The sequence below is a fragment of the Micromonospora sp. WMMD1274 genome, from assembly GCF_049179035.1.
Classification (GTDB): Bacteria; Actinomycetota; Actinomycetes; order Mycobacteriales; family Micromonosporaceae; genus Micromonospora; species Micromonospora tulbaghiae.
In genome coordinates this window covers 30,242-42,293 of record NZ_JBMHMG010000003.1, presented here as the reverse complement: position 1 = coordinate 42,293, position 12,052 = coordinate 30,242, and the positions used below count along the sequence as shown (strand labels likewise).

Below are 12,052 nucleotides of genomic sequence, written 5' to 3'. Positions count from 1 at the left end.
CGCGCCTTCTGCGGCCCCACCTACATCTACGACGACCTCGTGTTGGACCGGCTGTTCGTCCTGCGGAGAACCGTTGCCCAAACCAGGTCACGGCTGGGGCGACCCCCGCACTTACGCCCATTAGTCGTCCTCGATTCGCGGCTGCGGCCGGGGTCAATGGGCGGCCCGAGGTAGCGCGTCACTTTCTCGCCGGTTAACCGAAGCGCTCCGTCGCGGACTTCCAAGGGAACTCACATGGACTACAGCGCGGTTTCGATGCCGCCGGGCATGATCACGATCGGCAAGAGGTTCGACTTCGAAGGTGGGCATCGTCTCCCTGGCCTGCCACCTGAGCATAAGTGCTCCCACCAGCATGGACACAGCTACGAGGTCGAGGTCATCCTTACCGCTTCCCGCCTGGAGGAGCCCGGCTTCGTCACGGACTTCGGTGCGCTCGCTCCCTTTAAGGCATTCTTGGATACCGAGCTCGACCACCACAACCTGCACGAGATCCTTCCCTTCGAGCCGACCTCGGAGCTTCTGGCCCAATTCCTGGCGGGCTGGTTCATCGAGAACCTTCAGCCGACGATCCCCGGTCGCCTGGTCGCAGTCTGCGTCCGCGAGACTGCCCGTAGCTGGGCCCGGTTCGACGTGGAGCGGCGGTGACCGCGCTGGAGCCCGCCTTGGTCGGGCTGCCGACGAGCGAGACTGAGCCCCGGCTGATTGTCGCGGAGTGCTTTGGTGTCCAGACGCCGACCTTTCAAGGCGAGGGCCCGAGCTGCGGGTACCCAGCGCTGTTCATCCGCCTGTCGCGGTGCAACCTGACCTGCGCGCGGTGCGACACGAAGTACACCTGGGACTGGTCCCAGTTCGACCCGCGTGCGGAGTCGACGAAGCGGTCGGTGACAGACCTGGTGGAGTGGGCCGCGTCCTCTGCGGTCGAGCTGGTCGTGATCACCGGCGGTGAGCCACTGATCCAGCAGCGGAGCCTGGTGACTCTCGTCCGGAGGTTGCTGGCGGCCGGAAAGCGGATCGAGTTCGAAACTAACGGCACGATCGCACCCGACCCGGCGCTGTTGGTCGACGGAGTGCGGTTCAACGTTTCTCCCAAGCTGGCGAGTTTCGGAGTGCAGGAGAGCAAGAGCATCGTGCCCGCCGCGCTGGATGCCTTCGTGGCGTCGAAGCGAGCGGTTTTCAAGGTCGTTGCTTCCTCGGTTGCCGATCTCGACCGGATCGCCGAGCTGGTCGCCGCCCACCGGCTCGCGCCGGTTTGGGTGATGCCGGAGGGCACCACCGCCGAGGCCATCGTCGAGGCGACTCGTGTCCTGGCGGACGCGGTCGCGGCCCGGCACTGGCACTTCACCACCCGACTGCACGTGCTGGCCTTCGCCGACGCGCGAGGCCGCTGACCACACCCCCGCCCCTCCCGTCCGCGGAAGCGAGAACGCCGTGACAAGCTCCTCCCTCGCCGGTCTCACCCAGACCGCGTACAGCGCCGCACCCGCACTGTCCGAGCCGCGCGTCAACGCCGGCCGCGTGCAGGACCTGATTTCTCAGCTCCTGCTTGCGTTGGGCGAGGACCCTACCCGTGAGGGTCTGACCGGTACACCGGCGCGCGTCGCGTCCTGGTGGAGCACCTTCCTTGGCCCAGACGCTGCTGCGCCCGCAACATGCTTCGCCGAGTCACACCTGAGCGGCCAACTGGTCGTCGTGGGTGGCATCAGCGTGTGGTCGCTGTGCGAGCACCATTTGCTGCCGATGAACCTGCGGGTCGCCGCAGGGTACGTACCCGCCGGTGAGGTCGTGGGCCTGTCGAAGTTCGGTCGGATAGCTCAGCGGTACGCCGGTCGTCTCCAGGTTCAGGAGCGGTTCACCCGGCAGGTCGCCGAGGACCTCGTGGCCGTGATCGGCAGCGACGACGTGGCCGTAGCCGTCCGCGGCACACACCTATGCATGAGCATGCGGGGCGTCCGGATGGAGGCAGCCCGCACCAGTTCGCTTCAGGCCGGCGGCCGGTTCCGCAGCGACCCGGTGCTCTCCCAGCAGTTTCTCGCCCTGGCTCACAACGACGTCCGTCCCGACTGAGAGTAGGTAGCCCGTGGACATCCTGGCCGCACAGACCACCGATCCGCCTCACCAGCCAGCCGGCGTGCAGCGCGTCTTCGAGCACCGCCGCGTCTGGCGCCTGACACAGGAAGCTTTCACTGCTGCTGCCGCGCTGATCGGCGCGCACGAGCCGACGCCTGACGTGGTCGTCGGCATCGCTCGCGGCGGAGTTCCGCTGGCCCGACTCCTCGGCGCCCACTACGGGGTGCCGGTCGTCGAGTTCACAGCACGCCACAACCGCAGTGATGCGCTGTACCTCCCCGCGACCGGGCAAGTCGAACTCCCGGACGCGCCCGACGCGGCGCTCGCGGAGCACGGCGGTGATCAGGTGCTCCTGGTCGACGACATCTGCGGCACCGGCGCGACGTACCTGGCAGCGCTTTCCTGGCTGGCCACGCACCTGCCCACGTCGGCCGTACGCACGGCTGCGCTCTGCCGAAGCAGAGCGGCGGCCTTCACCCCGGACACCTGGGTGTGGGACACCCTCGACTGGGTCGTCTTCCCGTGGAACGACCCGGCACAGACCACCGAGGACTTGATGCCGCCGGCATCACCGCAGTCCCGACCAGCAGGTGACGCGGCCGGCGGCACCGGAGCCGATCAGGCTCGCACGCTCCAATCCGACGCACGCCTGGGAGGCGAATCATGACCGCCACGCAGCTGCCCGAGCAGTTCCGGACCCGGCCGGGAACCCCGATGGTGGGGCCGTACAGCACCAACCAGATGGACGACTTCTACGCGGCCTTGAGCCGCGGTGAAACCAAACCGTCGGGCCTGATGAACCTCGTGCAGCACCTGGTCGTCGCTCAGCGGTGCGCGCCGGGCTCGCGGGTGCTGGACGTGTGTTGTGGCCGAGGGCTGGCGCTGCCGCTGCTACACCGCTACGCACCGACGATCGCAGGCTATGTCGGGCTGGACATCAGCACTGCCAATCTCGATGAAGCCCGGACGCGTATCGAGGACCTGCGCGCGACCTACGGTGACTCCTTCCCGATCGACCTGGTGGAGTGCGATGTCGCCAAGCCGTGGCCGGACCTGCCCGCTTTCGACATCGCCATCTACACCTCGGCGCTGGAGCACCTGCCGTTCGAGCTCGGCGCGGCGAGCCTGCGCAACACCGCGGCGGCGCTGGCGCCGGGCGGGGTGCTCTACCTATCCACCCCCGCCGCTGTCGGTCCTCCACCGCGGCCCCTCCAGTACCGCGTCCACGTCTATGAATGGTCGCGCGAGGAGATCGAACAGGTGCTCGCCGAGGCGGGCTTGGTCGTCGAGGACGTGATGGGCCTGCTGCCGCCCGAACCAGACATCGTCGCGGCAGCGCTTACCCGCCAATACGGCAACGCCGCCTCCGGCTGGTACCGCGACCTGCTCGCGCGCGTGCCCGACGCCCTGCTGAACGTGGTCTCGGCGATCGCCGTGCCCGACGTGGCCACCGAGCTGCTCTATGTCTGCCGGCGGCCAGCATGATAACCGCCCCCGTATTAGGTGCGGCACCGCTGTGGGTGAGCATCGAGGGAATCAACGGGGTCGGAAAGACGAGCGCGGCCCGAGCGCTCGCCGCGCAACTCGGCGAGCGCTGCTTGCTCTTGGACGAACTAACCGACTCCGGCGGCACGGTGCTGCACGGGCGGGTCATCGCCGCGCTGACCGAGCACGGCGACCCCTTCCTGCGTACCGGCCACCCGGTCGCGGAAACCCTCGCACTGTTCGCCTTGCAGCTCGGCAAAGCCGAGCGGCTGGCAGGACGGGACCTGACCGGTGTCGAGGTGATCCTTGAAGACCGGGGAATGGACTCCGTCGCGGTGTATCAGGCCGCGATCCTCCGCTCGGAGCACCCTGACTCGGCGCCGGAAAGGCTGGCCGACCACCTCCTGTCCGGGTTTCGGCGCTGGCGACGGCTCTCCGACATCACGATCCTCCTGACGGGAGACCCCAAGGAATGCGCGCGGCGCTTCGCCGACCGCATCGGCCGACCACTCACACCGGCGGACCTACAACTGCTCAACCAAATCGACACCCTCTACCGGACGGAGGCAAACGACAATCCCGAACGCTATGTCCACCTCGACGTGGCCGGCATGTCGCAGGAGGAAACTGCCCGCGCCGTCGGTGAGATCGTAGCCACCCTGATGGATCGGCAGGCCGCCCATGTCTCGTGACGTCACCCTGCTGTGGGGCCTGCGCTCCCCCTGCACGTTCGCCTGCCCCCACTGCTACTTCGGCACCATCGAGGATCACAAGAACAACCTGCCCCAGCAAGCAGGCGTCCTGTCACACCTGTCCCGCAGCGACCTGTCGGCGAAGACCCTGGCGGCGTTCGCGCGCACACTGGCCGACTCCCCCGTCGAGCGCGTGATCATCGCCGGCGGCGAACCGCTGGACTGGCCCGCCACGCTCGGGATCATCTCCCTCATCAAGGACGCGGGCTGCCAGGTCGTCATCGCGACCAACGGTATTCCGCTCACCCGCCCGCACATCGCCGAGCGTCTCGTCGCCCTCGGCGTCGACGGCGTCTCAGTGTCCCTCGACAGCGCGGACGCCGACACCAACGACGTGATGCGGCCATCACGATCAGGCCGCTTCGGCTACCACGACGTCCTGGCCGGCATCAGCACTCTGCTCAAGGCCCGAGGTGAACAGCCCAGGCCCCGGGTCGGGATCTACACCGTGGTCACCCGACCGCGACCACAGGAGATCACCGACGTCGCGCAGCTGGCCGCCGACATCGGCGTGGACTACTACGTGCCGCAGCCGATCTCGCTGGCACCTGACCACCAACTCTTCGACGCCCTGTCTCACACCCCCGCCGATGTCGTCGATGTCGGCGAGCACCTCCAACGCCTCTACCGCGACCCCCACGGCCTGGCCCTGCCTGACCCGTCCTACCTTCAACGGTTCGTCGCCGCGATCTCCACCCAGGGCAACGGGCATGTGGCGGACTGCTTCGGCGGTGCCCGCCTCTTCTTCATCCAACCCGACGGCTCGGTCTGGGACTGCCCGTCCGATCGACGGATCGCCGCCACCCCGCCCGAACGCCAGCGCACCATCCGCGACGGCGACGCACGCACCCTGTTCGCCACCAGGCCCGCCTGCACGAACTGCTCGTTGTTCAGCCGCGACTGCGTGAACATGTGGCCGCTGGTGCTGGACATGCCACGGCTGCTGAACACGGAGGTGCCGCGATGACGCTGCCCTCCGACGCCGCCGCCTCGATCGCCGATCAGCTCGCCGGGGTGCTCGCTCAGATGCCCGACCCCAGCGGTGGCCCAGCCGCCGGGCAGTTGGAGCACGACCTGGCCGAGGCATTCGGCGTCTCGCACGCCGTCGCGGTCTCCTCCGGCACCGCAGCACTGCACACCGCGCTGTCGGCCGGCGGCATCGGCCCGGGAGACGAAGTCCTCGTGCCGGCGCTCAGCGTCGTCATGACCGTGGCCCCGCTGGCCGTGCTCGGCGCCACACCGGTGTTCGTCGACAGCGACCCGGGCACTTTGGACGTGGACTACGACGACGCGGCCCGCAAGCTCACCTCACGAACCCGGGCAATCCTCCCGGTGCATCTGTGGGGTCGGATGGGAGACCCCGCAGCTCTGACCGCGTTCGCATCCGCGCACGACCTCATCGTCATCGAGGACGCCGCCCAAGCCGCCGGCACCGCCCGCGACGGGCACCGAGCCGGCACCATCGGCACCATCGGCTGCTTCTCGATGAAAGACGGCAAGATCCTGTGGAGCGGCGAGGGCGGATTCCTACTCACCGACCACAGCGATCTGGCTGAGCACGCCGCCGCCTTCCGCAGCCACTGGCAACCGGCCCCTTCCGGCCACGAGCCCTTGAGCCGCTTGGCGACCAACTCTCGCCTCGCCGCTCCGCTCGCTGCCATCGCCCGTGCCAACGTCCGCCGACTCCCGGACCTCGTCGCGCGGCGCCGCGCACAGACCCGCCACCTGCTCCATGCCTTGGAACAGGTGCCCGGCCTGGCCGCCCTCGCCCCGGCAGCGGGCGAGGACTGGAACGGCTACTCCCCGCTCCTGCGCATCGACCTCCCCCACGCCCGGAAGTTCACCGAACACCTCGCACAGCACGGAGTGTCGAACTCCACCGGCAGCTTCCGGCTCATCCCCTGCGATACCCGGCCGATGTTCTCCCCACGCGGCCAACCGTGCCGGGGCGCCGCCCAGATCCTCGATCACACGCTCGCGGTCCTGCTCACCGAACGCGACAACGAGGCCACCCTCGACCACTACGCAGCCATCATCACCCGAGAGGCCACCACATGGGCCGCATGAACGAGCACTCCGTACCAGCGCCCCTGCCGAGGACACGCAGTGGGCAGGTAGGGGTGCAGGTGATGCCGGCAGCATCAGAAGGCGGATCCGCCAACCCCAGCCAGCACACCCGCCGGGCACCGGCGAAGCACGCGGGTGATGCCGGCGGCATCAGTTCGGAACGCCACCCCTGCATCCGCGGCCCGCTGATCTCGGTCGACGGCATCACCGGAATCGGCAAGACCTATCTGACCCTTCGCGCTGTCGAAGCCCTCGACAACAAGCCGGTGCTGCTGGAGGAGTTTTCCCGGCGAATTGACGGCGGCCCTGGACTGGGCAAAGCCCTCCTGCGGGCGCTGATCGAGGCCAGTGCGGGAGACCCCTTCCTGCGCGGCGGAGCACCGCTGGCCGAAACCATGCTGTTGCTGGCCATCAAGCGGCACGACCTGGACACCGCGCTTCCCGCCCTGTCCAGTGGACAAACCGTCGTCGAGGGCCGCAGCGTCGACACCACAGCGGTGTGCCAGGCGCTGCAACTGCACCCCCACGACGGCGACACCGCCCTTGAAACGGCCGTCGCCCTACGAGACTTTGCAGCCTCCTACCGGCCCCTGCCCGACCTCACGATCCTCGTCACCGACGAAGCATCCGAGGCCGTGACACGCGCGCAACGGCGCGACAAGTGCATCTTCACCAGCGAACAGGTCACGTTCATGCAGGACGCCTGCACGCTCTACGAGCGGCTCGCCGCCACCGACCCGACACGCTACCGAGTCCTGGACCGCCGCAACGTCGACGAGTACGAAGCGGCTGATCTCATTGAGCGCTGGATCCAGGACGCCGGGACCGGCCTCAGCTGCCTCCGCGAACCATGGCAGAACCGCCAGGCACCCTGCATGTGCTGCGGCTCGGGCACGGCGCAGGCATGAACCAAACCCTCAACCACTCAACCGACCCGAATTCAGCAGACGGTTGCACGCCCACGATCCCCGCCGACATCGAGGCTGTGATCTTCGATTTCGACGGAACTCTCGCCGACACCACAACCAGCCACGAGCAGGCCCTACGAGCGTCACTGCGGCTGCATAGCCTCGACCTGGACCCCACCTGGTACCGCCGGCACGTCGGCCTGTCCATCCACGACCTACTGGCCGCGCTACCGGGCGCCCAACACCTGCCACACGACGAGATCATCCAGCAGAGCCGCACCCACCTGCTCGCAAGCGTGCACGACCTCGCCCCCATTGCATGCGTCGTCGCGCTCCTGCACACCGCACGCCGTGCCGGGCTGCCCTGCGCCATAGCGTCGGGCGCCAGTCGACTCCTCGTCGATCCGGGGATCGACGCCCTGGGCCTCGGGCACGAGTTCACAGCCGTCGTCACGCGAGAAGACGTCGCCCACGGTAAACCGGCCCCTGACCTGTACCTTGCGGCCGCCCGACGTCTCGGCGTCCCACCGCAGCGTTGCCTAGCCGTCGACGACGCCTACGACGGCCTTACCTCCGCCCGAGCGGCCTCCATGCACGTCCTCACAGTGGTCAACCGCCACCTGGCCGCCGCCGGAGACGGGAGGCGGTGCGGCCCTGAAGTCCTACCGGATGGTCCCGGGGTGAACCGCGCCCCGATTCGCCGGTGAGACGGCATTCCGCACCACACACACGCTTGACCGGACACCAAGCCGCACTTCCCAGGATCCGCCAGGCGACACCGTCAGTCAGCCCCAGCAGAGGAGCATGATGCCCGTCCTCCACTCGACCAAGAACCTGGAGATCATCGAAGCCCCCACGGCGACGAGGACGGGCATCGGGATCTTCGAGTACACCGACCACTACACGGTGTTCCACTACGGGCGGATGCCCGACCAAATTCCAGGCAAAGGCGAGGCCACCTGTCGCATGGCCGTCTTCAACTTCACCAGGTTGAAGGAGGCGGGCGTGCCCACCCATTTCCGCCGGTTCATCGCTCCGAACCGGATCGAGTTCGATCTCGCGCGCGTACCGGATCCACACTCCGGGCCGCTCCTCCCAGGCACGGGAAACTACCTCATTCCGGTGCAGGTCCTCTTTCGCAACGAACTGCCCCAAGGCAGCTCGGTGCACCGCCGGGTCGCGGCCGGCGCGCTCACCCCGGCCGAGGCCGGGCTCCGCAGCGCTCCTGTAGTCGGCGAGAAGCTAGAGCAACCAATCCTTGAGTACGCAACGATGTTGGAGGCCGTCAACCGGTTCATCGACCAAGACGAGGCCCAGCGCCTCGCCGGCGTCAACGACAAGCAGTTCCAGACGATGGGCGACCTCACCATCAAGGTCAACGACGTGCTGAGCCGGCACGCCAGCGAGGTCGGGCTGAACCACTGCGACGGCAAGGTCGAGTTCCTGACGGCGAGCGACGGTGCCATCGTGGTCGCCGACAGCCCCGGCACACCCGACGAAAGCCGCCTGATGTTCAACGGCGTGCACTGCGGCAAACAGGTCCTACGAAACTGGTACGTGGCCCACGGGCTCGAAGTGCCGGTAGGCAAGCTAATCGCCGACAGCGTGCCCAGGAGCCAGTGGCCACAGCCGGCGCCACTCCCGCCCGAGTACCTGCCCGTGATGTCAGACCTGTACCGGGCATTGAGCGAGACTTGGACCGGCGAGCGCCTCTGGGGCGCGCCCGACCTGCACGTTGCCACCCAGGCCGTGACCAGCCTCATTCGGTGACAGCTCATCACGACAGCGGACACTCAAGCTGCCCGTAACGATGCCGGGGCAAAGACGCACGGCACCTCGGAGAACGGTGGACTCATCATGGGCGCGCTGACGACGGACCCCGAGTTTCTGGCGACCACGTTCGTGGTCATCGACTTCGAGGCCACAACTCCCACAGGCTACCCGGCCCAACCTGTCGAAGTCGCGGCCCTCGCACTGCGCTACACGGGAGGCGAATGGGCATCCGCCGGCAGGAGCACATCCCTCATCAGGCCACCCGCCTTCGCCCCCGTGACTCCCGCCCTTACCATCCAGACCGGCCTGACCGCCGAGCAGTTGGAGCTGGCACCCAGCCCGGCTGAAGCGCTCGGCGCACTGGACCGGCGATTCACCGCCGGCAAGCGGTACCTACTAGTCGCTCAGCACGCCGCCACGGAAGCCAACCTTATCTACAACCAACGCGAGCACTGCCCCACGCTTGCCCGCACTGATCTCCTGGACACTATCCCCCTGGCCAAACACCTCATTCCGGGCCTGCTGAACTACAAACTCGACACGCTCTTGGCGCACTTCTCCCTCACGCATCCGGCCGACCGCCACCGCGCCTACGCCGACGTCGACATCACCGCACAAGTGTTCACCCGGCTCATCAACGCCGCAGACGTCAACGCCCAACTCAACGGGCTTGCCGACCTGGTGAAGATCGCGGGCCGTACAGCCAAGAGCAACGTTCCCATTCAAAGCGAACTCTTCCCCATCGAACCTGCCGAGCAACCGGGCGTGAAAGGACAGGACTCATGGTGAAAGACGAAGAGCAACCGGTACGAGTCCCCTTCTGGTTCGATCCGCTGTGCCCCTGGGCCTGGATCACCTCACGCTGGCTGCTAGAGGTAGAGCAGGTCCGGCCCGTACGAGCCGAATGGCGCATCATGTCGCTGGCCTACCTGAATCTCATTCAGCGCGACGGCAAGGGACTCAGCGAGGACTACCTGGACCTGATGACCAAGGCATGGGGCCCAGTGCGGGTCTGCGCCGCCGCAGCTGACCACAGCGGCCCGGGCATCCTCGGACCCCTGTACACCGCGATCGGCACCCGCCTTCACAACCAGAAACGCCGCGACGATCCCACCGTGATTCCCGAAGCCCTCAGCGAGGCCGGGTTGCCCATCTCTGTAGCCTCTGCGGCCACCAGCACGGAGTTCGACCAGCTCATCATCGACTCGCACAACGAGGCGTTCGACGAGATCGGCATCGACGTCGGGACACCCGTTCTCCGCATCGCCGGCACCGCTCTGTTCGGCCCCGTCATCACACCTGCGCCCCGCGATGAAGCCGCCGGACGACTCTGGGACGGCCTAGTCCTCGTCGCGGAAACAGACGGCTTCTTCGAACTCAAGCGGAGCCGGAACCGCAAGCCTTCCTTCGAATGAGCAGGTGACGAACTCCCAGGCGAAACCCGACCACAACACGGTAGGCACGACAACCGCTCGGCCTGAAGCATCCCTCTTGGCGGCTTAACCCCTCACGCAGGTACCGTCACCGCTCGCGCAATGCGGTGTCCGACTAGCCGCTCCGCCACCGGAAGCGGATACCAGGCCGCGCCCCGCACCTCCGACTCCTGAATGCACCCCACATCCGCCCGCGTCGTCACGAATGAGTAACCGAAGTCAAGATGGAAGTGCTCCGGCTCGTCCTTCGCCGGCCGCGCCGGAACCCTCCCGTACTCGACGTACACCGGAATCGGAGAGGCGAGGACGAGACTGCCGGAATCAACACCGGTTTCCTCCACCAACTCCCGGACGGCCGCACTGATCAGCGTGGAATCTGTCGGCTCGACATGCCCTCCAGGCTGCAAGGGGATCCCGTAGGCACGGTGATCGACAAGAAGCACGTCCGCGCCGTTACGCACCAAGAGCGCGCCGACAGTCACGTGCATCGAGAAGTTGTATCGTGAGGCGAAACCCGACCCCTCAGCCAGCAGCCTTACCGGCTCGGACAGCGATGCCGCTTCGTCCGGATAGCACTCCAGGTAAGCCGAAAGCGCCGTCGAGATATCCGAATCACTGATCGCCACGGACTGCCTCCGCTCCAGCCCGAAAGCACCGCTTCCCCGGGTCGCCTGCTGTGTTGTGGAATTCGAGACCTGACACCGGCAGCTCCAAAATGCATGGCTCATAAGGGTACTCGCATTCTACTAGTGCACCTGAGCGATGAACGCGTGCCACGCCGGCAGGTAACAGGCAGCAAGGCGACCGCCGCGATCGGTTGATGCCGGCAGCATCACCAGCGGTCGGTACATCCGCCACGGCAGCTCAGCACGAGCCAGCTCGAAGAGTGCTTTCGGGCGGGGCCTTCATCCCCGCCTCTACCGCCCAGCGGCCATTGCGGGCTGCTCAGTTGCCGGCATAGGCCATTCGTCGCCACTTCGGCACGGGCGCATCGCACCGCCACAGCTGATGCCGCCGGCATCACCTGCGAGGGCAACTCAGCGCGATGCCCTCGTACACAGTCGATGACCATCCGGCGTCAGTGGAGGGGCAGCGGGCCTATCGTGCGGGTTGGCCCCGTGATGCGTCCCCGTATGGGTTGGTGATCAGCCGCTCCAGCCGTTCCTGCCCTGTGCCCGTGAGCACCACAGTCAGAGCACGGCGATGGGGCACTTGACGCATGACGCTTTGCGCGAGGAACTGGTTGATGGTGTCTCTCACCGCGCCTGCGGGCACACCCGGCACGGTGTCAGTTAGCTCGCGTACCATCCAGGAACGGCCGGGATGGCGCAGCAGAGCGTCGATGATGCGCCGACGGTTGTCGGTCAGCTGCCGGCCGGACAAGGCATGTCCTCACTCGGCGTGCGATGGCGGGACACGCTGTGTCTGCTCGGCGGCCGGTCCGGGTCCGTGCCCGGTGCCGTCAACCTGGCGAGGCGACGACGGTGGCAGACAACCGTTCTTGGCTCGGGCACCATCGCATGTCCAACTGCGCGAGCGGCTGGGCCTCGCTCGCACCCGCCTGGCC

The 12,052-nt window shown here is 67.3% G+C and carries 14 protein-coding genes; 13 read left to right on the top strand and 1 reads right to left on the bottom strand.

Annotated features, from left to right (window positions below):
• Nucleotides 1-234: 234 nt before the first annotated feature.
• From ACN27D_RS35335 to ACN27D_RS35275, 13 genes are all read left to right on the top strand, one after another.
• The gene (locus tag ACN27D_RS35335; protein WP_047892186.1) at nucleotides 235-645 is read left to right on the top strand and encodes a 6-pyruvoyl trahydropterin synthase family protein; all 411 of its coding nucleotides are present in this window, start codon (nucleotides 235-237) and stop codon (nucleotides 643-645) included.
• Nucleotides 642-1,388, top strand: coding sequence for a 7-carboxy-7-deazaguanine synthase QueE (locus ACN27D_RS35330; protein WP_047892185.1), 747 nt, complete (start codon nucleotides 642-644; stop codon nucleotides 1,386-1,388). The genes ACN27D_RS35335 and ACN27D_RS35330 overlap by 4 nt, the downstream gene beginning before the upstream one ends.
• Before the next feature lie 40 nt (nucleotides 1,389-1,428).
• Nucleotides 1,429-2,064, top strand: a complete 636-nt coding sequence (gene folE / locus ACN27D_RS35325) for a GTP cyclohydrolase I (protein WP_082171294.1) — start codon at nucleotides 1,429-1,431, stop codon at nucleotides 2,062-2,064.
• A gap of 13 nt (nucleotides 2,065-2,077) precedes the next feature.
• Entirely contained in the window at nucleotides 2,078-2,734 is a 657-nt protein-coding gene (locus ACN27D_RS35320; RefSeq protein WP_053065382.1) for a phosphoribosyltransferase, read from the top strand.
• A complete protein-coding gene (locus tag ACN27D_RS35315; RefSeq protein WP_053065381.1) occupies nucleotides 2,731-3,552 on the top strand; it encodes a class I SAM-dependent methyltransferase in 822 nt (273 codons plus the stop codon). Before ACN27D_RS35320 ends, ACN27D_RS35315 begins: the two co-directional genes overlap by 4 nt.
• Before the next feature lie 35 nt (nucleotides 3,553-3,587).
• Nucleotides 3,588-4,244: a dTMP kinase gene (locus tag ACN27D_RS35310; protein ID WP_200905192.1), complete on the top strand. Its 657-nt coding sequence runs from the start codon at nucleotides 3,588-3,590 to the stop codon at nucleotides 4,242-4,244.
• Nucleotides 4,234-5,271: a radical SAM protein gene (locus ACN27D_RS35305; protein WP_047892183.1), complete on the top strand. Its 1,038-nt coding sequence runs from the start codon at nucleotides 4,234-4,236 to the stop codon at nucleotides 5,269-5,271. The genes ACN27D_RS35310 and ACN27D_RS35305 overlap by 11 nt, the downstream gene beginning before the upstream one ends.
• A 59-nt stretch (nucleotides 5,272-5,330) precedes the next feature.
• Nucleotides 5,331-6,371 carry a DegT/DnrJ/EryC1/StrS family aminotransferase gene (locus tag ACN27D_RS35300; RefSeq protein WP_421501236.1) on the top strand — a complete coding sequence of 347 codons (1,041 nt, stop codon included), beginning with the start codon at nucleotides 5,331-5,333 and terminating at the stop codon, nucleotides 6,369-6,371.
• Between the two features lie 62 nt (nucleotides 6,372-6,433).
• Nucleotides 6,434-7,279: a dTMP kinase gene (locus ACN27D_RS35295; protein ID WP_082171298.1), complete on the top strand. Its 846-nt coding sequence runs from the start codon at nucleotides 6,434-6,436 to the stop codon at nucleotides 7,277-7,279.
• Entirely contained in the window at nucleotides 7,276-7,986 is a 711-nt protein-coding gene (locus tag ACN27D_RS35290) for an HAD family hydrolase (protein WP_047892200.1), read from the top strand. Before ACN27D_RS35295 ends, ACN27D_RS35290 begins: the two co-directional genes overlap by 4 nt.
• Before the next feature lie 100 nt (nucleotides 7,987-8,086).
• Nucleotides 8,087-9,049, top strand: coding sequence for a phosphoribosylaminoimidazolesuccinocarboxamide synthase (locus ACN27D_RS35285; RefSeq protein WP_278091389.1), 963 nt, complete (start codon nucleotides 8,087-8,089; stop codon nucleotides 9,047-9,049).
• A gap of 87 nt (nucleotides 9,050-9,136) precedes the next feature.
• Nucleotides 9,137-9,841, top strand: coding sequence for a PolC-type DNA polymerase III (locus ACN27D_RS35280; RefSeq protein ID WP_047892180.1), 705 nt, complete (start codon nucleotides 9,137-9,139; stop codon nucleotides 9,839-9,841).
• A complete protein-coding gene (locus ACN27D_RS35275; protein WP_047892179.1) occupies nucleotides 9,835-10,467 on the top strand; it encodes a DSBA oxidoreductase in 633 nt (210 codons plus the stop codon). The genes ACN27D_RS35280 and ACN27D_RS35275 overlap by 7 nt, the downstream gene beginning before the upstream one ends.
• A 92-nt stretch (nucleotides 10,468-10,559) precedes the next feature.
• Here ACN27D_RS35275 and ACN27D_RS35270 read toward each other — a convergent pair whose 3' ends face one another.
• Nucleotides 10,560-11,111: an NUDIX hydrolase gene (locus ACN27D_RS35270; protein ID WP_047892178.1), complete on the bottom strand. Its 552-nt coding sequence runs from the start codon at nucleotides 11,109-11,111 to the stop codon at nucleotides 10,560-10,562.
• Nucleotides 11,112-12,052: the final 941 nt, after the last annotated feature.